Source organism: Pseudomonas sp. SC11, from assembly GCF_047039205.1.
Taxonomy (GTDB): Bacteria; Pseudomonadota; Gammaproteobacteria; order Pseudomonadales; family Pseudomonadaceae; genus Aquipseudomonas; species Aquipseudomonas boreofloridensis.
The window spans coordinates 1,008,615-1,028,912 of record NZ_CP178183.1 but is presented as its reverse complement, the minus strand read 5'-3'; the positions used below and the strand labels follow the sequence as shown (position 1 = coordinate 1,028,912).

22 protein-coding genes, 2 pseudogenes and 1 riboswitch are annotated in these 20,298 nt (G+C 64.7%); of the genes and pseudogenes, 13 read left to right on the top strand and 11 right to left on the bottom strand.

What is annotated here, in order from left to right; all coding sequences use genetic code 11:
* Positions 1 to 73 precede the first annotated feature (73 nt).
* Entirely contained in the window at positions 74 to 1,072 is a 999-nt protein-coding gene (locus ACK2SD_RS04730; RefSeq protein WP_412461484.1) for a methyltransferase, read from the top strand.
* 41 nt (positions 1,073 to 1,113) lie between these two features.
* A riboswitch (yybP-ykoY riboswitch) is annotated at positions 1,114 to 1,227 on the top strand.
* Positions 1,228 to 1,324: 97 nt separating this feature from the next.
* On the top strand, positions 1,325 to 1,909 hold the full coding sequence (locus ACK2SD_RS04725) for a TMEM165/GDT1 family protein (protein ID WP_029614231.1): 585 nt from the start codon (positions 1,325 to 1,327) through the stop codon (positions 1,907 to 1,909).
* Between the two features lie 123 nt (positions 1,910 to 2,032).
* On the opposite strand, the gene ACK2SD_RS04720 is transcribed toward ACK2SD_RS04725, so the two are convergent.
* Positions 2,033 to 2,848 (bottom strand): M48 family metallopeptidase, encoded by an 816-nt coding sequence (locus ACK2SD_RS04720; RefSeq protein WP_039580166.1) that lies wholly within the window; start codon positions 2,846 to 2,848, stop codon positions 2,033 to 2,035.
* 156 nt (positions 2,849 to 3,004) lie between these two features.
* Between ACK2SD_RS04720 and ACK2SD_RS04715 the strand changes: the two are divergent.
* Both ACK2SD_RS04715 and ACK2SD_RS04710 read left to right on the top strand, forming a co-directional pair.
* Positions 3,005 to 4,207, top strand: a pseudogene (locus ACK2SD_RS04715) (methyl-accepting chemotaxis protein); the annotation flags it as partial.
* 60 nt (positions 4,208 to 4,267) lie between these two features.
* On the top strand, positions 4,268 to 5,110 hold the full coding sequence (locus ACK2SD_RS04710) for a methyl-accepting chemotaxis protein (protein ID WP_369811530.1): 843 nt from the start codon (positions 4,268 to 4,270) through the stop codon (positions 5,108 to 5,110).
* Between the two features lie 19 nt (positions 5,111 to 5,129).
* Here ACK2SD_RS04710 and ACK2SD_RS04705 read toward each other — a convergent pair whose 3' ends face one another.
* Genes ACK2SD_RS04705 through ACK2SD_RS04695 form a run of 3 tightly spaced genes read right to left on the bottom strand, consistent with a single transcriptional unit; the run spans position 5,130 to position 6,209 of the window.
* Positions 5,130 to 5,750, bottom strand: coding sequence for an SOS response-associated peptidase (locus tag ACK2SD_RS04705; RefSeq protein ID WP_412461483.1), 621 nt, complete (start codon positions 5,748 to 5,750; stop codon positions 5,130 to 5,132).
* Between the two features lie 13 nt (positions 5,751 to 5,763).
* The gene (locus ACK2SD_RS04700; RefSeq protein ID WP_029615115.1) at positions 5,764 to 6,024 is read right to left on the bottom strand and encodes a putative signal transducing protein; all 261 of its coding nucleotides are present in this window, start codon (positions 6,022 to 6,024) and stop codon (positions 5,764 to 5,766) included.
* A complete protein-coding gene (locus ACK2SD_RS04695) occupies positions 6,024 to 6,209 on the bottom strand; it encodes a CPXCG motif-containing cysteine-rich protein (protein WP_029615114.1) in 186 nt (61 codons plus the stop codon). The genes ACK2SD_RS04700 and ACK2SD_RS04695 overlap by 1 nt, the downstream gene beginning before the upstream one ends.
* Positions 6,210 to 6,335: 126 nt before the next feature.
* Between ACK2SD_RS04695 and ACK2SD_RS04690 the strand changes: the two genes are divergently transcribed.
* Positions 6,336 to 7,502, top strand: a complete 1,167-nt coding sequence (locus tag ACK2SD_RS04690) for a 1-acyl-sn-glycerol-3-phosphate acyltransferase (protein ID WP_412461482.1) — start codon at positions 6,336 to 6,338, stop codon at positions 7,500 to 7,502.
* Positions 7,503 to 7,648: 146 nt separating this feature from the next.
* A complete protein-coding gene (locus ACK2SD_RS04685; RefSeq protein WP_029615113.1) occupies positions 7,649 to 7,855 on the top strand; it encodes a hypothetical protein in 207 nt (68 codons plus the stop codon).
* A 74-nt stretch (positions 7,856 to 7,929) separates the two neighbouring features.
* On the opposite strand, the gene ACK2SD_RS04680 is transcribed toward ACK2SD_RS04685, so the two are convergent.
* Positions 7,930 to 8,514 (bottom strand): YajG family lipoprotein, encoded by a 585-nt coding sequence (locus ACK2SD_RS04680; protein ID WP_295481166.1) that lies wholly within the window; start codon positions 8,512 to 8,514, stop codon positions 7,930 to 7,932.
* A gap of 197 nt (positions 8,515 to 8,711) precedes the next feature.
* On the opposite strand from ACK2SD_RS04680, the gene ACK2SD_RS04675 reads away from it, so the two are divergent.
* Together ACK2SD_RS04675 and mqo are read left to right on the top strand one after the other, a co-directional pair.
* Positions 8,712 to 8,945, top strand: coding sequence for a hypothetical protein (locus ACK2SD_RS04675; RefSeq protein WP_295481167.1), 234 nt, complete (start codon positions 8,712 to 8,714; stop codon positions 8,943 to 8,945).
* 607 nt (positions 8,946 to 9,552) lie between these two features.
* Positions 9,553 to 11,058 carry a malate dehydrogenase (quinone) gene (mqo, locus tag ACK2SD_RS04670; protein WP_412461481.1) on the top strand — a complete coding sequence of 502 codons (1,506 nt, stop codon included), beginning with the start codon at positions 9,553 to 9,555 and terminating at the stop codon, positions 11,056 to 11,058.
* Positions 11,059 to 11,106: 48 nt separating this feature from the next.
* Here mqo and ACK2SD_RS04665 read toward each other — a convergent pair whose 3' ends face one another.
* The 4 genes and pseudogenes from ACK2SD_RS04665 to ACK2SD_RS04650 all read right to left on the bottom strand — a co-directional run bounded on the left by ACK2SD_RS04665 (position 11,107) and on the right by ACK2SD_RS04650 (position 13,124).
* Positions 11,107 to 11,397, bottom strand: coding sequence for a PA4642 family protein (locus ACK2SD_RS04665; protein WP_039580176.1), 291 nt, complete (start codon positions 11,395 to 11,397; stop codon positions 11,107 to 11,109).
* A 70-nt stretch (positions 11,398 to 11,467) separates the two neighbouring features.
* Positions 11,468 to 11,938 (bottom strand): hypothetical protein, encoded by a 471-nt coding sequence (locus ACK2SD_RS04660; protein ID WP_412461480.1) that lies wholly within the window; start codon positions 11,936 to 11,938, stop codon positions 11,468 to 11,470.
* A 152-nt stretch (positions 11,939 to 12,090) separates the two neighbouring features.
* Positions 12,091 to 12,563, bottom strand: a pseudogene (locus ACK2SD_RS04655) (WbuC family cupin fold metalloprotein).
* Positions 12,564 to 12,566: 3 nt separating this feature from the next.
* A complete protein-coding gene (locus ACK2SD_RS04650) occupies positions 12,567 to 13,124 on the bottom strand; it encodes a hypoxanthine-guanine phosphoribosyltransferase (RefSeq protein ID WP_412461479.1) in 558 nt (185 codons plus the stop codon).
* Positions 13,125 to 13,288: 164 nt separating this feature from the next.
* Here ACK2SD_RS04650 and upp point away from each other — a divergent pair, with 164 nt between their 5' ends.
* Together upp and ACK2SD_RS04640 are read left to right on the top strand one after the other, a co-directional pair.
* Entirely contained in the window at positions 13,289 to 13,927 is a 639-nt protein-coding gene (gene upp, locus ACK2SD_RS04645) for a uracil phosphoribosyltransferase (RefSeq protein ID WP_029615105.1), read from the top strand.
* A gap of 2 nt (positions 13,928 to 13,929) precedes the next feature.
* Complete coding sequence (locus tag ACK2SD_RS04640; protein WP_029615104.1) at positions 13,930 to 15,204, top strand: uracil-xanthine permease family protein; 1,275 nt, start codon at positions 13,930 to 13,932, stop codon at positions 15,202 to 15,204.
* 45 nt (positions 15,205 to 15,249) lie between these two features.
* On the opposite strand, the gene hemH is transcribed toward ACK2SD_RS04640, so the two are convergent.
* On the bottom strand, positions 15,250 to 16,263 hold the full coding sequence (gene hemH / locus ACK2SD_RS04635) for a ferrochelatase (RefSeq protein WP_029615103.1): 1,014 nt from the start codon (positions 16,261 to 16,263) through the stop codon (positions 15,250 to 15,252).
* Between the two features lie 13 nt (positions 16,264 to 16,276).
* On the bottom strand, positions 16,277 to 17,182 hold the full coding sequence (locus ACK2SD_RS04630) for a TIGR01777 family oxidoreductase (RefSeq protein WP_412461478.1): 906 nt from the start codon (positions 17,180 to 17,182) through the stop codon (positions 16,277 to 16,279).
* 187 nt (positions 17,183 to 17,369) lie between these two features.
* On the opposite strand from ACK2SD_RS04630, the gene ACK2SD_RS04625 reads away from it, so the two are divergent.
* The 3 genes from ACK2SD_RS04625 (at position 17,370) to ACK2SD_RS04615 (ending at position 20,297) form a co-directional block, all read left to right on the top strand.
* A complete protein-coding gene (locus tag ACK2SD_RS04625) occupies positions 17,370 to 18,356 on the top strand; it encodes an NAD(P)/FAD-dependent oxidoreductase (RefSeq protein ID WP_039580182.1) in 987 nt (328 codons plus the stop codon).
* Between the two features lie 95 nt (positions 18,357 to 18,451).
* Positions 18,452 to 19,417: a YbgA family protein gene (locus ACK2SD_RS04620; protein ID WP_116889156.1), complete on the top strand. Its 966-nt coding sequence runs from the start codon at positions 18,452 to 18,454 to the stop codon at positions 19,415 to 19,417.
* On the top strand, positions 19,407 to 20,297 hold the full coding sequence (locus ACK2SD_RS04615) for a MerR family transcriptional regulator (protein WP_412461477.1): 891 nt from the start codon (positions 19,407 to 19,409) through the stop codon (positions 20,295 to 20,297). Before ACK2SD_RS04620 ends, ACK2SD_RS04615 begins: the two co-directional genes overlap by 11 nt.
* Position 20,298: the final 1 nt, after the last annotated feature.

Below are 20,298 nucleotides of genomic sequence, written 5' to 3'. Positions count from 1 at the left end.
CGCGACGCGGTCCGCTCGCGGCGCGGCGATTGCCAAGTGATACACTTCGCGCTTTTTTCAGGAGACGTCCGACATGGACCCGCGCAGTGAAGTGTTGCTCCGCCAGGCGGACCTGTTCCAAGGCCCGCTGCTGATCGCCGGAGCCGCCGCCGATGGCCTGCTGGGGCAACTGCCGCAGGCCCAGGCCTGGACCTGGCATGCGGGGGACCACGGGTGGCTGCAACAGCGCTTCGCCGGTCGCAGCCACTTCGGCGTGGACGTTCCCGAAGTGGCCTTCGACGCCGCCGTGCTGTGCCTGCCCAAGTCGCGCGAGCTGGCCGCCTATCTGCTCAACGCACTGGCCGCGCGCCTGGCCGGACGCAGCCTGTACCTGGTGGGGGAAAAGCGCGGTGGCATTGAGGGCGCGGCCAAGCTGTTGCAGGCGTTCGGCAAGCCGCGCAAGCTCGACAGCGCCCGCCACTGCCAACTGTGGCAGGTGACGGTGGACCACGCCCCCGAGGCTACGCCGCTGGACAGCCTGGCGCAGCGCTTCGAGCTGGCGCTGGACGATGGCCCGCTGCAGGTGATCAGCTTGCCTGGCGTGTTCAGCCATGGGCGCCTGGATCGCGGCACCGCCCTGCTGCTGCAGCACCTGGAGCACCTGCCGGTGGGCCATGTGCTGGACTTCGGCTGCGGTGCCGGTGTGCTGGGCGCCACCCTCAAGCGCCGCTACCCGCAAAGCCAGGTGACCCTGCTCGACGTCGATGCCTTCGCCGTCGCGGCCAGTCGCCTGACCTTGGCCGCAAACGGCCTGCAGGGCGAGGTCATCAGCGGCGACGGCATCGACGCTGCCCCCGATGAACTGAGCGCGATCGTCAGCAATCCGCCGTTCCACACCGGGGTTCACACCGACTATCAGGCCTCGGAAAACCTGCTGCTAAAATCGGCTAAAAAGCTGGTAAAAGGCGGAGAAATGCGGATAGTCGCCAACAGCTTCCTGCGCTATCAACCGCTCATCCAACAGGCATTGGGCAATTGCGAAACGCGCGCCGAAGGGGACGGATTCCGAATTTATCGGGCCATTCGCGGCTAGAAAAAAAGCGCTTGCCGAAACCGAATCGGCTAGGCAGAATCCGCTCCGTCCTAGGGGAGTAGTCTCCCGCAAGCGTCCTCAGCTTGCCCGGCACGCGTCAACACACTTGGCCCACAGGCCATGGCGCGTGCGACCTCACGGCTCACACAGATGAGTCCAGGGTTTGACAAGACCTATGACACGCACACCTTACCCGGGGCGGGAAGGCTGTACGTGTCATAGCCGTGTCGACCCGCCCCCGTAGGAAGCCTGATGCTCGAATCCCTGCTCGTCCCCACCGCCATCGTTGCGCTCGCCGAAATTGGCGACAAGACGCAACTGCTCGCGCTCATTCTCGCCGCCCGTTTCCGCAAGCCCTGGCCGATCATCGCCGGTATCGTCGCCGCGACCCTGGCCAACCATGCGGCCGCCGGTGCGGTTGGCGCCTGGGTCAGCGGTTTCTTCACCGAAAGCGTGCTGCACTGGATCCTCGCCGCAAGCTTCACCGCCACGGCCCTGTGGACCCTGGTGCCGGACAAGATGGACGACGACGAGAGCAGCAACGCGCGGCGCTTCGGGCCGTTCCTGACCACGTTGATCGCGTTCTTCCTGGCCGAGATCGGCGACAAGACCCAGGTCGCCACGGTGATGCTGGCCGCGCAGTACCCGCACCTGATCCTGGTGATCGTGGGCACCACCCTGGGCATGCTGATCGCTAACGTACCGGTGGTACTGGCCGGCAACTTCGCCGCCGACAAACTGCCCCTGACCCTGATCCGCCGCCTGGCCGCCGCCGCCTTCTTCGTACTGGCCGCCGTCGCCGTCTACTCGGCCATGAAAACCAGCGGTTGGGTGTAGGGCAGCGGCAAGCGGCAGGGGGGTGAAGCAGCCGCAAGTTTCAAGCTGCAAGCGGCAAGAAGGTGCGGCGCGGCTTGGCTTGCCGCTTGCCGCTTGCCGCTTGCAGCGTGCAGCTCGTAGCTGCTACTTAGCCGCCTGTTGATACAAGGGCATGACTTTGGGAATGGCTGCTTGCAGGGAGGCGATGCGGCTGCTCGAGGCGGGGTGAGTGCTCATGAACTCGGGCGGGGCGCCTTCGGAGGCCTTGCTCATCTTGTTCCACAAGGTGATCGCCGCGTTCGGGTCATAACCGGCGCGGGCCGACAGCTCGAGACCGATCAGGTCGGCTTCGTTCTCGTTGGCGCGGCTGTTGGGCAAGGTCATGGCGTAGTTCACCACGGTGTCGGCCAGCGCCATGCTGTCCTGGCCCAGGCCGAAGATGGCACCGGCGCCCTGGCGCGCCATGTTGATGCCGTAGGCCTTGGACATGGCTTCACGGCCGTGCTCGCGCAGGGCGTGGGCGATTTCATGGCCCATCACCGCCGCCAGCTCGGCATCGGTGAGCTTGAGCTGATCGATCAGGCCGGTGTAGACGATGATCTTGCCGCCAGGGCCGCAGTTGGCGTTGAGCTCATCGCTCTTGATCACGTTGACTTCCCACTTCCACTGCGCCGCATCCGGGCGGAACTTGGGCGCCTGGGCGATCAGGCGGTCGGCGATCAACTGCACGCGCCGCGCGTCATTGCTGGTCTTGTCCAGCACGCCTTTGCTCGAGGCTTCGCCGAGGGTCTGCTGGTACGACTGGGCGTACATCTGGTTCACCTCGTCGGTGGACAGCATGCTGAACATGTACTGCTTGCGCTCCACGCCCACCGCACCGCCGCTGGTGGTGTTGACCGCCTGGCAGCCGCCCAGCAGGATGCTGGCACTCAACAGGCTGACCACGAATGACTTACGCATGAAAAGACTCCCTCTTTTTACATGCCGCGTATCCTAGGCCCAGTCGTGCGCCCCTGCCAGAGGTGCGTCGAAGATTTCTGACAACCGTCCTCATGCTTTGCCCAGCCCACGCCGATAACCCAGGACAACGACCTCCTGGCGTGGAGCTTTTCGATCATGAAGTTCAAGTCGATCCAGTTTTCCGTGGCGGCGCTGGCCGGTGCCATCGTGTTGAGCATCGTCGCCGCCCTGGTGCTCTACGCCGTGTACGCGGGAGCGCGCACCCAGACCCTGGTACAGCAGCGCACCCAGCAACAGTTCGAGGCGGTCATCGAACAGCGCCTGTCGGCGCTGGCGCGCACCCAGGTCAGCGAAATCCAGCGCGGCCTGGAAGCGCCGCTGCTGATCAGCCGCAGCCTGGCCACGCTCAACGGCCTGCTCGGCGCACAGGATGCAGAGGGCAAACCGCTGATGCAGATCGACCGCGCCTACCTGAGCAACCTGCTCAAGCGCACTGTCGAGGACAACCCCAGCGTGCTCGGCGCCTACCTGGGCTGGGAACCCAATGCCCTGGACCACGCCGACGTCAACGGCGAGCGCTTCCTACCCTGGTGGTTCCGCAACGCCGACGGCAGCCTCGGCCAGGATCGCTTGGTCGACGTCAACGATCAGACCATCCTGGCCACCGGCGTGCGCGCCAGCGAGTACTACCTGTGCCCCAAGGAAACCAAGAAGGCCTGCGTGATCGATCCCGCGCCTTACAAGGTGGGCGACAAGACAGTGATGCTCGCCTCGTTCGTCGAACCGATCATGCTCAACGGCCAATTCCAGGGCATCGCCGGGGCCGACCTGTCGGTGGACTTCATCCAGGACTTGCTCAACGCCGCCGACCGCCAACTCTATGATGGCGCCGGCGAACTGGCCCTGGTGTCGAGCAACGGTCGCCTGGTGGCCTACACCAAAGACCCGTCCAAATTCGGCGAAAAAGCCAGTGACGTGCTGGATTCGGCCGAGTCGGCCGCACTGGCCAGCAGCAATGGCGATGCGCTGCACTATCAACTCGACCGAGACAAGGACCGTATCGAGCTGTACCTGCCGTTCAAAGTGGCCAACACCGATGCGCGCTGGGTGCTGCTGCTACAACTGCCGCTGAGCACGGTGATGGCCGATGTCACGCAATTGCAGAAAGACCTCGGCGAGCAGCGCCGCACCGATATCTTCGGCATGACTGCGGTCGGCCTGGGCATCGCCGTGCTCGGCCTGCTGGTGATCGGGCTGCTGGCCCACGGCATCGCTCGTCCGCTGAAGCAGATGGTGGCCATGCTCGACGATATCGCCCAGGGCGAAGGCGACCTCACCCGCCGCCTGCACAGCGACCGCGCCGACGAACTGGGCGCCATCGCCAGCGGCTTCAACACCTTCCTGGCCAAGCTCCAGGCGATGATCAGCCAAGTGGTGAGTTCGGTGCAGAAGGTCAGCGACTCCTCGGAGCACACCGCCGACATCGCCATTCGCACCAACCAGGGCGTGCACAAGCAGATGGCCGAAATCGACCAGGTGGCCACTGCCGTGCAGGAAATGACCGCCACCGCCCAGGACGTGGCGCGCAACGCCACCCAAGCCGCCCAGGCCGCCAGCAACGCCGACCAGGCCGCCAACCAGGGCATGCAGATCGTGCATGACGCCTCGCAGTCCATCAGCAGCCTGGCCAGCGAAATCGGCCGCGCGGTGACCGTGGTGCAGACCCTGGCCCGCGACAGCGAGAACATCAACACCATCCTGGTGACCATCCGCGCCATCGCCGAGCAGACCAACCTGCTGGCGCTCAACGCCGCCATCGAGGCCGCCCGTGCCGGCGAGCAGGGTCGAGGCTTCGCGGTGGTCGCCGACGAGGTGCGCAACCTGGCGCAGAAGACCCAGCAGGCGACCCAGGAAATTCAGCAGATGATCCAGCAACTGCAGCAGGGCACCCGCGACGTGGTCAAGGTCATGGAAGACAGCCAGGGCAAGACCGACGACAGCGTGCAGCAGGCCAATCGTGCAGCGCTGGCGCTGGAGAGCATCACCCAGGCGGTGTCGGTGATCAACGACATGAATACGCAGATCGCCAGTGCTGCCGAGCAGCAGAGCGCGGTGGCCGAGGACATCAACCGCAACGTCACCAACATCGGCCAGGTGGCCAGCGAGGTGGCCGGCGGCGCCGACGAGTCGAGCCAGGCCAGCGCCGAGTTGACCCAACTGGCCGAGCAGCAGCGGCGCCTGATCAATCAGTTCAGGGTGTGACCGGTCAAGCGCGCTCGGCTCAGGCCGGCGTCAAGCACTGCGGTCCATCGAGCTGCGGGTCGTTGACCAGATGCGCCAGCGCCCGCTCGCGCAAACTCGCCGGCGGGCTGGCCAGCAGTTCATGCAGGCGCGCCTGCGGCGTCTGCGGATCCAGCCAGGCGGCCTGGCCTGCCTCGTCGAGAATCAACGGCCGACGCTGGTTCATGGCCGCCTGGGTGACCACGGCACAACTGAGCCAGACCTGCTCCTGCACCGGATACGCCTCCCACACCGCCGCGTAGAACAGCGAGGCGCCCTCCCCGGGCGTCACCCAGTACGGCCGCTTGCGCGCCGTGCCGCGCCATTCGTAGAAACCGTTGGCTGGCATCAGGCAACGGCGCAGGCGAAAGGCCTCGCGAAACATCGGCTGTTCGGCCAGGGTTTCGGCGCGGGCATGGGCGGGGGTGCGCGACAGGTCGGTGAGCCACGGCGGCGTCAGCCCCCAGCGCGCCCTGGCCAGTTGCAACTGGTCGTCGATCTGGCGCTGGATCAACACCGAGGCACCGGGCGAGATGTTCCATTGCGCCTGCTGGTCGACGGGAAACCCCGGCAGGGCGGCGAAGGCCTGGGACCAGCGAAACAGGGCGTAGCGTCCACACATAAGACAGGCAAACCTAGCAGATCAAGGTGCCGGGACAGGCGTCGGGCTCGTCACCGGCAAGGGGCTGAGCGGCATTGTACGCATCGATCAACTGCCGTGCGTACCCCGCTTGCTCGTCGTCCACCGCCAGGGCCAACAGCCCCTGCAGCGGCAGGTCACCCATCGCGCCGACCAGATCGGCGCCGATCAGGTGCACGGCGATGCCCTCGCTGGCCAGCATGCCCACCAGCATCTGCGCCTCGATCAGGCTTTCCGGCTCGTAGATTCTGCGCATCAGGCATCGTCCTCACGACGCACCTCGAGCAACCATTCGTCATCGTGCACCTGCAAAATGCACACGATCGGCCGGCAACAGACCTGGCAGTCCTCAGTGTAGTGCTGATCGCCGGCAGAAATGTCGACGGTGGTTTCGACGCGTTCGCCGCAGTAGGGACAGTCATAGAAGTCGATTTCGAGCATCGGGGGCCTGCGCGGTGACTTATGCGTATAATTGCCGGTCTGTTTACGGGGTCCGTGTGTGTCCGAGCCGTTTTCTCGGCCCCGCCCCTACTTTATTACTCTAGCCGTTTCCAACAAGAGAGCATGATGGGCGCATTCGATGCCATCCGACCCTACGACGACGCTGAAGTCCCTGCCGTTCTGGCACGCCTGCTCAGCGACCCGGCATTCCTCGATATCCTCACCCACTTTCGCTTCCCGCGCCTGGCCGGCGCCTTCGGCTGGCTGCTCAAACCGCTGATCGCGCGCCGCCTGCGCAAGGAATTCGCCGGCGTGAGCAGCGTCGCGACGCTGCAGGACAAGGTCGAGTACTACGTCGACCGCACCATCGACCGCGCCACCGACGGGGTCACGTACACCGGCGTCGAGCAGCTCAAGGCCGGCAGCGCCTACCTGTTCCTGGCCAATCACCGCGACATCGTCATGGACCCGGCGTTCGTCAACTACGCGGTCTATCACGCCGGCCTGCCCACCCCGCGCATCGCCATCGGCGACAACCTGCTGCAGAAGCCTTTTGTCAGCGACATGATGCGCCTGAACAAGAGCTTCATCGTGCACCGCTCCATCAGCGGTCGCCGTGAGAAGCTGGCGGCCTACCAACTGCTCTCGGCCTACATCAACCACTCGATCCGCGACGACGGCACCTCGATCTGGATCGCCCAGGCCGAAGGCCGCGCCAAGGACGGTGACGATCGCACCGATTCGGCGATCCTCAAGATGTTCCACATGAGCCGCAAGGACGAAGCCTTCGGCGCGGTGATCCAGAGCCTGAACCTGATTCCGGTGTCGATCAGCTACGAATACGACCCCTGCGACCAGGCCAAGGCCCGTGAGCTGTACATCCGCGCCAGCACCGGCAGCTACAGCAAGGTGCCTGGCGAGGACGACAACAGCATCGCCTTGGGCATCACCGGCTACAAAGGCCGGGTGCACATCAATTTCGCGCCGCCGGTGACCGAGTACCACGAAGACACCAAGCAACTGGCCCAGGCCATCGACCGACAGATTCTCGCCGGCTATCGCCTATTCCCGGTGCACTACCTGGCCTATGCCATGTGGGATCAACAGGACACGGCGCTGGCGGTGCCCACCGCCGACAAGGTGTTTGCGGCCGACGAGCTGGCGCGGGCGCAGGAAGAATGGCAGCGCCGCCTGGAGGCCTGCCCGGTCGAGCATCGGCCTTACCTGGTGCAGCAGTACGCCACGCCGGTGCGCAATCAGTATCAGGTCAAGCGCCAGGCAGAAGTGGCCTGAGTGTAGGCTCTTGTGGCGCTCCTGGCACACTGTGCGGCCGGAGCGCCATTGGTCAGCGCCAAGACATCGCCCCCTAAATTTCGCCTGTCATACGCTCGTCATCCGAAGAGGCCACCCTGTCGGCCTTCTCGATACCGGAGCTTGACATGCTGCACGCCGAAAACCAGGACCGTCTCTACCTCGTCGCGCCCAGCGACGAGCAGCAGGCATTGATCGACGGCTTCGCGATCAACGTCCACGACCGTGGCTGGCTGGTGTACTGCGCCCTCGGCGGCCATGCGCACCATGACCTGCCGGAAGTGGACCTGGGCACCGGCTTCAGCGTGCTGGATTTTGCCATCGAGGCCGCCTGATCCACGGTGCATCACCCACGAAAAAGCCCGCTGCCTGGTCCCAGGCAGCGGGCTTTTTCATGGCATCGAAAGGCTTACTCAGCCAGCATCTGACCGATCGACGGATCCTTGAACAGACGGGTCAGGGCGTCGCTGAGCACATCGCTGACCAGCTTGGTGTTGGTTTCCTGGTTCGGTGCCATGCCGAAACGCTGGTCCAGCGAGGCGCCGTAGCGACCGCTGTAGCGACGGTTGGCGTTGGACACGTCGGCGCGGAACGTGGCGCCGATGGTCGCTTCGGTGACGTACATCTTGTCCTTGGGCGACTGGTACTTGAGTTCGGCCAGGGTCACGGTCAACTGCGGCGCGTTGCCACCGCCGCGGGTCGGGGTGAAGCCCAGCAGACGCACGGCAGCCTCGGCCTGGGCCTGCAGCTTGGGCACCACGTCGTTGCCACTGACGCTGATGGTGCTGGTCTCGGGGTACATGCCGCCGCGGGTGCCCAGCGACTGCGAAGCACGGCCATCGACCACCTTGACCTCCACCGGCTGGCCGCGGCCGACCGCGTTGAGCTGCGTGGTGAGCTTGGGTTGCGGGCTCAACTGCTGCGGGCTGTGGGCACAGCCGACCAGGCTCAGGGTAGCCACCGCCATCAAACCGAACAACAGACGTTGCAGCATGCGCATTTCTCCAGAAAAAAGCGGCAAAGGCCGACAGTATAACGAGAGGCACGCTACCCGCGGCAAGCTTCGCGAGATGAAGCCTTGGCGCCGTCTGGGCACGCGATTGTCATGCCGGGAACACGCCGCTGTCACGAGGGTTTAATGGTGCTGCGGGTAAGCTTGCCGCACGTCCGAATCAGACAGGATTTTCCGCCATGGCCTCGCTCTGGACCCTGCTCCTGCAACGCCCGCGTCACACCACCTATGCCCGCCTCGCCGAAGACGGCACGTGCCTGGCCTTCAAGCACTGCGCCCAGGCCCCGGCCGGCAGTGGCTGGGTCCAGGTCAGCGAAGCCCACCTGGGCTGGCTGGGCCAGGCGCTGCCGGCCAGCGCCCGGGTTTGCCCGCCGGCGCGGCGCCGCTGGCAGCAACGCCTGCTCGCGGCCTGACAACCGCGGCAATAAAAACCCAAGAAGTACGACCTTTCTGCCCGCGACCTCGTTATAATCTCCCCCCGATTATAAGGACGTCTCCTGATCGGGCCCCGCATTCGCCGCTTGACCCCGGCACCTTCACCGCTTCGCCCACAGAGAGCCTTCCACTCAGGTCTTGCATCGGCTGTCGTGCCTGCTGTCTCTGGCCGTCTGCTGCACATGAACCTGCGGGTTGCCCTCGCGCAGTCCACTTTTGAGGTTCACGACTCCAAAAGAGCGTGAAAAAACGGTTTTTCACAACTTCACGAGAGTGTGGCGAGCAAATGAACAGTCTGGCATGTGCAGGTGCGACAAAGACGTTTTCTACAGCCCTGAGCAGACGGCCCAGGCGCTCATCCTGGATGGGAGCCTGAGGCCGGTCCATAACCCACGACGGACCACCTGACCATAAGTCGAATTGCCGCAGTGGTGGCAAATGGCGTTCAATGACCGAACACCCAAAGACCGATTGGCGGTGTCCGCTGGAGTTGCAACAACTGCGAAGAGTCGGACATGGCGATCCTGGCCAACCCAGGGGTCCTATGCTGTCAATTAGGTGCTGTAGATTGTGGAGACGCGTTAAATGGCGCAGAACGAATCGGTTGATGTAGTACTGGTAGGCGCGGGCATCATGAGTGCCACCCTGGCCGTACTGCTCAAGGAGCTGGACCCTGCGATCACGCTGGAAGTCGTCGAGGCGATGGACTCCGGGGCCGCAGAAAGCTCCAACCCCTGGAACAACGCGGGCACCGGCCACGCCGGGCTGTGCGAACTGAACTACACGCCGCGGGCCGCCGATGGCAGCATCGACATCAAGAAGGCGGTGCACATCAATACCCAGTTCGAGGTTTCGCGCCAGTTCTGGGCCTACCTCAGCCGCCAGGGCGGCTTGGGCGATCCCCGCGCCTTCATCAACCCGGTACCGCACCTGAGCTACGTCGAAGGTGACAAAGGCATCGCGTTCCTGAAAAAGCGCTTCGACATGCTCAAGCAGCATCACGCCTTCGCCGAGATGGAGTACACCGAAGACAAGGCCGTGATGAACCAGTGGATGCCGCTGATGATGCCGGGCCGCCCGGCCGACCAGCACATCGCCGCCACCCGCGTGCTCAAGGGCACCGATGTCAACTTTGGCGCACTGACCAACCAGTTGCTCAAGCGCCTGGGCGACAGCCCCGACGCCCAGGTCAAGTACAGCAAGAAGGTCACCGGCCTGCGCCGCAAAGGCGATGGCTGGACAGTGACGGTCAAGGACGTCAACAGTGGCAGCAGCCGTGACGTCGACGCCCGCTTCGTCTTCCTCGGCGCCGGCGGCGCGGCGCTGCCGCTGCTGCAAGCCTCGGGCATTCCGGAAAGCAAGGGCTTCGGCGGCTTCCCGGTCAGCGGCCAGTGGCTGCGCTGCGACAACCCGGAGATCGTCAGCCAGCACCAGGCCAAGGTCTACAGCCAGGCAGCGGTGGGCGCCCCGCCCATGTCGGTGCCGCACCTGGACACGCGCGTGGTCGATGGCAAGAAGTCGCTGCTGTTCGGGCCTTACGCCGGCTTCACCACCAAGTTCCTCAAGCACGGTTCGCTGATGGACCTGCCGCTGTCGGTGCGCATGGGCAACATCGGTCCGATGCTGGCCGTGGCCCGCGACAACATGGACCTGACCAAGTACCTGGTCAGCGAAGTGATGCAGTCGATGGAGCAGCGTCTGGAATCGTTGCGCCGCTTCTACCCCCAAGCCAAGGCCGAAGACTGGCGCCTGGAAGTGGCGGGTCAGCGCGTGCAGATCATCAAGAAAGATCCGAAGAAAGGCGGCATCCTGCAGTTCGGCACCGAGCTGGTCTCGGCCGCCGACGGCAGCCTGGCCGCCCTGCTCGGCGCTTCGCCGGGTGCGTCGGTCACCGTCTCGATCATGCTCGAGCTGCTTGAGCGCTGCTTCCCCGAGCAGACCAAAGGCGCGTGGGCGACCAAGCTCAAGGACATCTTCCCGGCCCGCGAGAAGACCCTGGCCACCGATGCCGCGCTGTATCGCCAGATCAGCGCGGACAACGATGCCGCCCTGGGCCTGGCCCAGGAAAACCCGGCCAAGCACTACGCCTGAGGCGCAGGCGCACGTAATGGAGGAGCGGCGCTCGCCGCTCCTCTGGCCTCATCCCCGCGCCTGGCCGATTACCTCGATGTACTCCGGCGCATTGCGCTGGTCGGCGATGGCCTCGGCGAAGGTCTTGCCGTGCTCGTCCTTGCCGTCGACGTCATACCCGGCCTCCACGAAGAACCCCACGAAACGCTCGAAGTCGTCGATGCGCAAGCCGCGATAGGCCTTGATCAGCTTGTGGTGCGAGGGCGAGGTCTGGCCATCGGCCGGCTCGAACTGCAGGAACGTCTTGATGTAGTCGTCGCTGATCTCGTCACCGATAACCTGCTTCTTGTCTTTACGCATTTGCCGACTCCAACGGTGCCATCACGGGCGTTTCAAAGGCGGGCAGTGTACCCGGCGTGCGACACGGCGCTCAACGCGTACGTACGGTGCCGGTGTGCAGATCGGCCCAGACGTGGCCGTTGGCATAGCTGAGGAATTGCACGTAGACCGTCTCGTTGCGCAGCAGGTCCATGATCACCCGGTAGTCGGCCTGTGGATAATTCAGGGTCAGGGTGCGTGTAGCCTCGTCGTAAGCGGGACGCTTGAGGCTCTTGCCGCCCTCGCCGTCGAAGGTCACCAGCACCTGGCTGATGGTCGCGCCCTTGCTCATCGGCTTGCCCTTCAGGCGCAGGGTCAGCGACGAGGTAATGGGAATCGGCTGCTGGTTGGACTGGCGCTGGGCGCCGACCACCACCGAGTAATCGGTGACCTGCAGCAGTTGCTGGGACTCGGGCGCCTGCTGGCGCAGGGAAAGGTCGTCAGGCGGCAGGAACTGGCTGTGCAGCGGTGCAGCAGACAGCGGCAGGCTCAGTGCCAGCAGCAGAGGGATAACGGCACGCATGAGAGACTCCTTGGCGGGCAGGAGCACTGGAGTGTCCTGTCCCGGAAATAGGCTGTTCAATGTTGGCGGCGCCTTGCCCGAACACTCAAGTCACTCGCCAAACGTGAACATATTACCGAGACAGAACCCTAGCATGGCAGGATCACGCATGATCAGTCGAACTGCGCGCGCATCCAGGCCAGGTACTCGGGCATGCCGTCCTCGCCTTCGCGCGGCGCCCAGGCCGCCATCTCGCCATCGCTGACCGGACGATAAGGCCCGGCCTTGCATTCGAACAGAATACTGTCTTCTTCCAGCACCACCAGCCCGTGGTAGGTGCGCGGCGGCACATCGACGCCCAGGCAGTCGCCACCGGCCTGCAGCACGCGCGTGTCGGTCACCGCCCCCTGGTCATCGAAGATCAGCAGGCCCAGGCGCTCCTTGAGCACGATCAGCGCCTCGGCCTTGTCTGCGCTCAGGTGGCGATGCGGCGGGATGTAGGGTGAGTCCGCAGACCCACCGCCATGCGATGGCAGGGCTCTTCCATGTCATGGAAGTTGTGGTGCTGGCGGCCGCGTGGATTGCTGGCGGCCTTGGCGGCCAGCCCGTCGAACAACGTCTTGTCGATGAAAGCAGGCTGGCGTATGGCTTACATCCCCTTCACAGCGAAGATGCCATTGGCGTTGCGCCAGTAGCCCTTGTAGTCCATGCCGTAACCGAAAATGTAGCGGTCCACGCACGGCAGGCCGACGTAGTTGGCCTTCAGGTCCGGGCTGGCCTTGCGGTCATGGTCCTTGTCGATCAGCACGGCGGTGTACACCGAACGCGCGCCGGCATGTTTGCAGAAGTCGATGATCGCGCTGAGGGTGTGGCCCTCGTCGAGGATGTCGTCGACGATCAGCACATCGCGGTCGATGAACGACACTTCCGGCTTGGCCTTCCAGAACAGCTCACCGCCGCTGGTCTGGTTGCGGTAGCGGGTGGCGTGCAGGTAGGACGCTTCCAGCGGGAACTGCAGGTGGGTGAGCAGTTTGCCGGCGAAGATCAATCCGCCGTTCATCACGCAGAACACCACCGGGTTCTTGTCGTGCAGGTCCTTGCAGATCCGCTCGCCGACTTGGGCGATGGCCGCTTCGACCTGGGCTTCGGTGTACAGGCAATCGGCCTCGCTCATCACGTGGCGGATATGCTCTAGATCGGCGGACATGGCGCTCTCCAGCAGGTGCATTTTGGAAAAGCGGGCAAAGGTACGCACCCGCTCGCCGCAGATCAAGCCTTTATGGACTAACGTGCACAATGACTGCACGACAGCACGGACTGAATAGATTAATCTTACGCGGTTTTTTTGCCCGCCTTCCGGAGCCCTCCCCTATGCCCACTCGTGAGATCCGCCATCCGCTGATCCGCCACAAGCTCGGCCTGATGCGCCGTGCCGACATCAGCACCAAGAATTTTCGCGAACTCGCCCAGGAAGTCGGCGCACTGCTGACCTATGAAGCCACCCAGGACCTGCCCCTGGAAACCTACGAGATCGACGGCTGGTGCGGCAAGGTCCAGGTCGAGAAGATCGCCGGCAAGAAGATCACCGTCGTGCCGATCCTGCGCGCCGGTATCGGCATGCTCGACGGCGTGCTCAGCCTGGTGCCGGGCGCCAAGGTCAGCGCCGTGGGCGTGGCGCGCAACGAGGAAACCCTCGAAGCGCACACCTACCTGGAGAAGCTCGCGCCGGATATCAACCAGCGCCTGGCGCTGATCATCGACCCGATGCTGGCCACCGGCAACTCGATGGTCGCCACCATCGACCTGCTGAAGAAAGCCGGCTGCAAGGAAATCCGCGCCATGGTGCTGGTGGCCGCGCCCGAAGGCATCGAGGTGGTCAACAAGGCGCACCCGGATGTGCAGATCTACACCGCCTCGATCGACCAGCGCCTGAACGAGCACGGCTACATCGTGCCGGGCCTGGGCGATGCCGGCGACAAGATCTTCGGCACCAAGCAGAAGGACGCCTGACCATGCAGGACGGCTACAACGACCCGCTCTGGCGTCAGGTCGTTTCGGGCGCACAGATGCTCTTCGTGGCATTCGGTGCGCTGGTGCTCATGCCGCTGATCACCGGCCTGGACCCCAACGTGGCGCTGTTCACCGCGGGCCTGGGCACGCTGTTGTTCCAATTGGTCACGGGGCGCCAGGTGCCGGTGTTCCTGGCCTCCAGCTTCGCGTTCATCACCCCGATCATCCTCGCCAAGGGCCAGTTCGGCCTTGCTGCGACCATGGGCGGGGTAATGGCCGCCGGCTTCGTCTACACCTTCATGGGCCTGATGGTGAAGATCAAAGGCACCGGTTTCATCGACCGCATGCTGCCGCCGGTCGTCATCGGCCCGGTGATCATCTCCATTGGCCTGGCCATGGCGCCGATCGCCGCCAACATGGCCATGGGCAAGGGCGGCGACGGCAGCGCGTTGATGCCCTACCAGACCGCCATGCTGATCTCCATGCCGGCGCTGCTGACCACCTTGATCGTCGCGGTGTTCGGCAAAGGCATTTTCCGCCTGGTGCCGATCATCGCGGGCGTGCTGGTCGGCTTCGCCTTGTCCTTCGCCTTCGGTGTGGTGGACACGGCGAAGATCGCCGCCGCGCCATGGTTGGAACTGCCCAACTTCACCGCGCCGGAGTTCAACTGGCAGGCGATCCTGTTCATCGTGCCAGTGGCCCTGGCCCCGGCCATCGAGCATATCGGTGGGGTGATCGCCGTGGGCAGCGTGACCGGCCGCGACTACCTGAAAAAGCCCGGTTTGCACCGCACGCTGCTTGGTGACGGCCTGGCCACCACCGCTGCCGGCCTGTTCGGCGGCCCGCCCAACACCACCTATGCCGAAGTGACCGGCGCGGTGATGCTGACCAAGAACTACAACCCGAAGATCATGACCTGGGCGGCGGTGTTCGCCATCACCCTGGCCTTCATCGGCAAGTTCGGCGCGCTGCTGCAAAGCATCCCGGTGCCGGTGATGGGCGGCATTCTGTGCCTGTTGTTCGGCTCGATCGCGGCGGTGGGCATGAACACCCTGATCCGCCACAAGATCGACCTGGCCGAAGCGCGCAACCTAGTGATCGTCTCGGTGACCCTGGTGTTCGGTATCGGCGGCGTATTGATCGGCAGCGGCGACGGCCCCGACGATTGGGGCCTGAAGGGCATCGCGCTGTGCGCGGTAGTGGCCATCGCCCTGAACTTGATTCTGCCGGGCAACGATGGCTGGAAGAACAAGACGCTGGACGATCAGTTGCCTTGAGCCTGCGTTGAACTCACGGGGGCTGCACTGCAGCCCCTGCTGTTTTCACGCCTTCTCGCACATCCCCGCCAGCACCTGCGCCCACTGCGGGTGATCGTTCAGGCACGGCACCAGCACCAACGCTTCGCCGCCGGCCTCGATGAACTGCTCCTTGCCGCGGTCACCGATCTCTTCCAACGTCTCGATGCAATCAGCGACGAACGCCGGGCACATCACCAATAGCTTCTTCACCCCGGCCGCCGCCAGCTCGTCCAGGCGCGTCTCGGTGTAGGGCTCGATCCATTTGGCCCGCCCCAGACGCGACTGGAACGAGGCCGACCACTTGCCGTCGGGAATGCCTGCCGCCTTGGCGAAGGCCGCCGCACTGGCCAGGCACTGCGAGCGATAGCAGACCTTGCGCACTTGGGGGCAGGCGGTTTCACAGCAATTGGCGCTCTGCAGGCAATGCGAACCGGTCGGGTCGAGCTTCTTCAGATGGCGCTCCGGCAGACCGTGGAAGCTCAGCAGCAGGTGGTCGTACTCCTGCTGCAGATAAGGCTGAGCACTGGCCACCAGCGCGTCGATATAGTCGGGTTCGTCGTAGAAGGGCTGCAGCACTCGCAACTCCATCGCCAGCTTCTGCTCGGCCAGGGTCTTGCGCGCCTGCTCCACCACGGTGGTCACGGTGCTGTCGGCGAACTGTGGGTACAACGGTGCCAGGGTCACCTTGCGCACACCTTGCGCCGCGAGCCGCTCCAGGACCTGGGGCAGCGCCGGCTGGCCGTAGCGCATGGCGACCTCCACCGGACCGTGGGGCCAGTGCGGGGTGATGGCCGCTTGCAGACGGCGGGTCAGCACCACCAGCGGCGAGCCCTCGTCCCACCAGATCGACGCGTAGGCGTGGGCCGACTGTTCCGGGCGCTTGATCAGGATCAGCGACACCAGCAGCCGACGCACCGGCCAGGGCAGGTCGATGACGTAGGGGTCCATGAGGAACTGGTTGAGGTAACGGCGCACGTCGGCAACCGAAGTGGAAGCCGGTGAACCCAGGTTGACCAGCAGCAGGGCGTGATCGGTCATGCAGCGTCCTATGTCAGAGGCGTTCGGACAGATCGTCCAACGCCGATTGCAGATCGTCGAAGCGGAACGTGAAGCCTTCTTCCAGCAACCGTGCCGGGCGGGCTCGCTGTCCACCCAACAACAAGGTGGACAGCTCGCCCAAACCCGCCTTGAGCAGCAGGGCGGGCACCGGCAGTACGGCCGGTCGATGCAGCGCGCGACCCAGTGCCTTGGCGAACGCCCGGTTGCGCACCGGCTCCGGCGCGCAGGCATTATAGGGACCGCTGGCGTCGGTGCGCTGCAAGAGAAAATCAATCAGGGCGATGTAATCCTCGATATGAACCCACGGCATCCATTGCCGTCCATCGCCCAGCGGCCCGCCCAGGCCGAGTTTGAACGGCAGCCGCAGGCGCGACAAAAAGCCGCCGTCGGCAGCCAGCACCAGCCCGGTTCGCACCAATACGACTCGCAGGCCCAGCGCTTGGGCGCGTTGGGCGGTTTCTTCCCAGGCGATGCACAACTGGCTGGCGAAATCCTCCTTGACCGGCGGCGACGCCTCGGTCAACTCACGCTCGCCGCCATCGCCATACCAGCCCACTGCCGAGCCGGACACCAGCACCTCGGGGCGCTGCTCACGCGTTTCGAGCCACGCCAGCAGTTGCTCGGTCAGGGTGATACGGCTGGCCCACAGCAGGTGACGGCGCGAAGCCGTCCACGGTCGGTCGGCAATGGGTGCACCGGCCAGGTTGACCACCGCATCGACCTGATCGCTCGGCGCAATATCCTCCAGCCGGGCGATGCCGCGCACGCCTTCGCCGCAGCGCCGAGGCACCTGGGCGGGATCGCGACTCCAGACGGTCAAGCGATGTCCCTGGCTCAACCAGCGTCGGCACAGATGCCGTCCGATCAAGCCTGTACCCCCTGTCAGCACGATGTGCATGGCTGTGTCCTCGCATGCTGTGGCTATGGTCTATTTTTAACTTCAAGGCACTTTTTCAACCCGACGCTCTCGGATAAACATAGGCCAACCTGTTCCACCGGGTGGAATAACCTTATACAAAACTTCTGCATTGTACAGGTTTGTCTGACAGCGTAGTCTGCTTCCAGCACGGTTCGAAGAGGCCATCATGACAGTACCTATCGCGATCATCGGGGCCGGCATCGCCGGCCTGTCCGCCGCCCAGGCCCTGCAGAAGGCCGGGCAGACCGTGCATGTGTTCGACAAGGGCCATGGCAGTGGCGGGCGCATGGCCAGCAAGCGCAGCGAGGCGGGCGCCCTCGATCTGGGCGCACAGTACTTCACCGCCCGTGATCGACGCTTCGTCGAACACGTGCAGAGCTGGGTCGCCGCCGGTTGGGCGGCGCAATGGAAGCCGCAGCTCTACAACTACCGCGACGGCCAACTCACCCCCTCCCCCGACGAGCAGACCCGCTGGGTCGGTGTACCGCGCATGAGCGCCATCACCCGAGGCCTGCTCGAAGACGTCACCGTGCACTTCGGCTGCCGCATCGCCGAAGTGTTTCGCGGCAAGCAGTTCTGGCACCTGCAGGACACCGAAGGCTGCAGCCACGGCCCCTATAGCCGCGTGGTGATCGCCGTGCCGGCACCGCAGGCCACGCCGCTGCTGGCAGCCACACCCAAGCTGGCGGCGGTTGCCGCGAGCGTGCAGATGGAACCCACCTGGGCGGTCGCGCTGGGCTTCAACGCGGCCTTGAATACCCCGATGCAAGGCTGCTTCGTGCAGGACAGTCCCCTCGACTGGCTGGCGCGCAACCGCAGCAAGCCCGGCCGTGACGAGCACCTCGATACGTGGGTGCTGCATGCGACTTCCGCCTGGAGCCGGCAGCACATCGACCTGCCCAAGGACGAGGTGATCGACACGCTGCATGGTGAGTTCGCCGAACTGGTCGGGTGCGTCGTGCCCGCACCGACCTTTGCCTTGGCCCACCGCTGGCTCTACGCCCGGCCCGCCGGCAGCCATGAGTGGGGCGCGCTCGCCGATGCCGACCAGGGGCTCTACGCGTGTGGCGACTGGTGCCTGTCCGGGCGGGTCGAAGGCGCCTGGCTGAGCGGCCAGGAGGCGGCGCGCCGTCTGCTGGAGCACCTCGAATAGCGTTGTACAAGAAATTCTTCTTGCATAAGTTTTTCGATGTGCTGGAATAGACCTGTACAAGAAATCAACCTTGTACAAGTTTAGGGAGCGGCAGCATGGACCCCCAGCACTCGACAGGTAAACCCCGCATCGCCATCAGCGCCTGCCTCGCCGGCCAGGACGTGCGTTACAACGGCGGTCACAAGGCCTCGGACTTGTGTCAGTCGCTCGACGAGCACTTCGACTGGGTGCCGTTGTGCCCTGAAGTAGCCATTGGCCTGGGCATTCCCCGCGAGGCGATTCGCCTGGTGGGCGACCCTCAGTCGCCGGAAGTGATCAATCCGCGCAATCCCGGCACCGACCTGGCGCCACCGCTGCGTGCCTATGGCCAGCAGATGGCCGAGGCGCTCGACGATATCTGCGGTTATGTGTTCATGCAGAAATCGCCGTCCTGCGGCCTGGAACGGGTCAAGGTCTATCAAGACAACGGCCGCCCATCGCTGCAAGGCGGCCGCGGTGCCTATGCCCAGGCGTTCTGCGAACGTCGACCGGATCTGCCGGTGGAGGAAGAAGGCCGCCTGCACGACCCGGTGCTGCGCGAGAACTTCATCAGCCGCGTCTATGCCTACGCCGACTGGCAGAATCTGCTGTCGCAGGGCCTGAGCCGCGCGGCCTTGCAGGGTTTCCACGCCCGCTACAAGTACCTGTTGATGGCGCACAATCCCCAGGCCTATCGGCAACTGGGCCACCTGCTCGGCAGCATGACCCGCAACGACGACCCCGACGAGCTCGGTCCGCGTTACTTCACGCAGTTGATGCAGGCCCTGCGCCGCTGTGCCAGCCGCGGCACTCACAGCAATGTGCTGCAGCACCTGTGCGGCTACCTGCGCGATGCCCTGGACGGCAGCGACAAGGCTGAGCTGCAGCATCTGATCGGCCAGTATCAGGAGGGCATCGTCCCGCTCGTGGTACCGCTGACCCTGCTCAAGCATCACCTGCGCAATCATCCCGATCCCTATCTGCTGCAGCAGGCCTACCTGCAACCGCATCCGGAAAACATGGGGCTGCGCAATGCACTCTGAAGACGACCTGCCCATCGGCGAGCTGGCCCGACGTACCGGCGTCAACCCAGTGACCCTGCGCGCCTGGGAGCGCCGCTACGGCCTGCTGGTGCCCGACCGCACGCCCAAAGGACATCGCCTGTATCGCGAAGCGCATGTCCAGAAGGTGCAAGAGATCCTGCAATGGCTGGAACGTGGCGCCTCGGTCAGCCAGGTGCGCGACCTGCTGGAGAACAGCGGCAGCGCGACGCCTGTGCTCAACAGCGACTGGCAAGCGCGTTGCGAGAAGCTCATCGACGCCATCGCCAACCTTGCCCAGCGCTCGCTGGATCAGCAGTTGAACCAGGCCATGGCGCTGTACCCGGCCTCGACCCTGTGCGACCAACTGCTGCTGCCCTTGCTCGAGCAACTGGAGCAACGCTGGCGCCATCACTTCGACGCACGCCTGGAACAGGTCTTCTTCCACACCTGGCTGCGCAGCAAGCTGGGAGCGCGGGTCTATCACGACAATCACTCGCTCGAAGGCCCACCGGTGCTGCTGGCCACCACCGCCGAGCAACCGTTCAACGAGCGCCTGTGGCTGACCGCCTGGCTGCTGAGCAGCAGTGGCATGGCGGTGGAGATTCTCGAACAGCCGGTGACCGGCAAACAGCTACTGCACGCCATCGACCGCTTGCAACCCAGGGCGTTGGTGTTGCACTTGGGCGCACGACTGGATGTTCCGTCATTGATGCCACTGGCCACTGTCACGCTGGTGAAACTCCTGGGGGGGGCCAGTGCTCCCATACATGAAGAGCGGCTGCGCGCGTTGGGCCTTCCCGCCTCGCAGCTGTTCGACACCCCCCAGCAAGCCTTGCGTCTGCTCCAGCAGTCGACCTCAAGCTCCAGTGCGAGACCCTGAC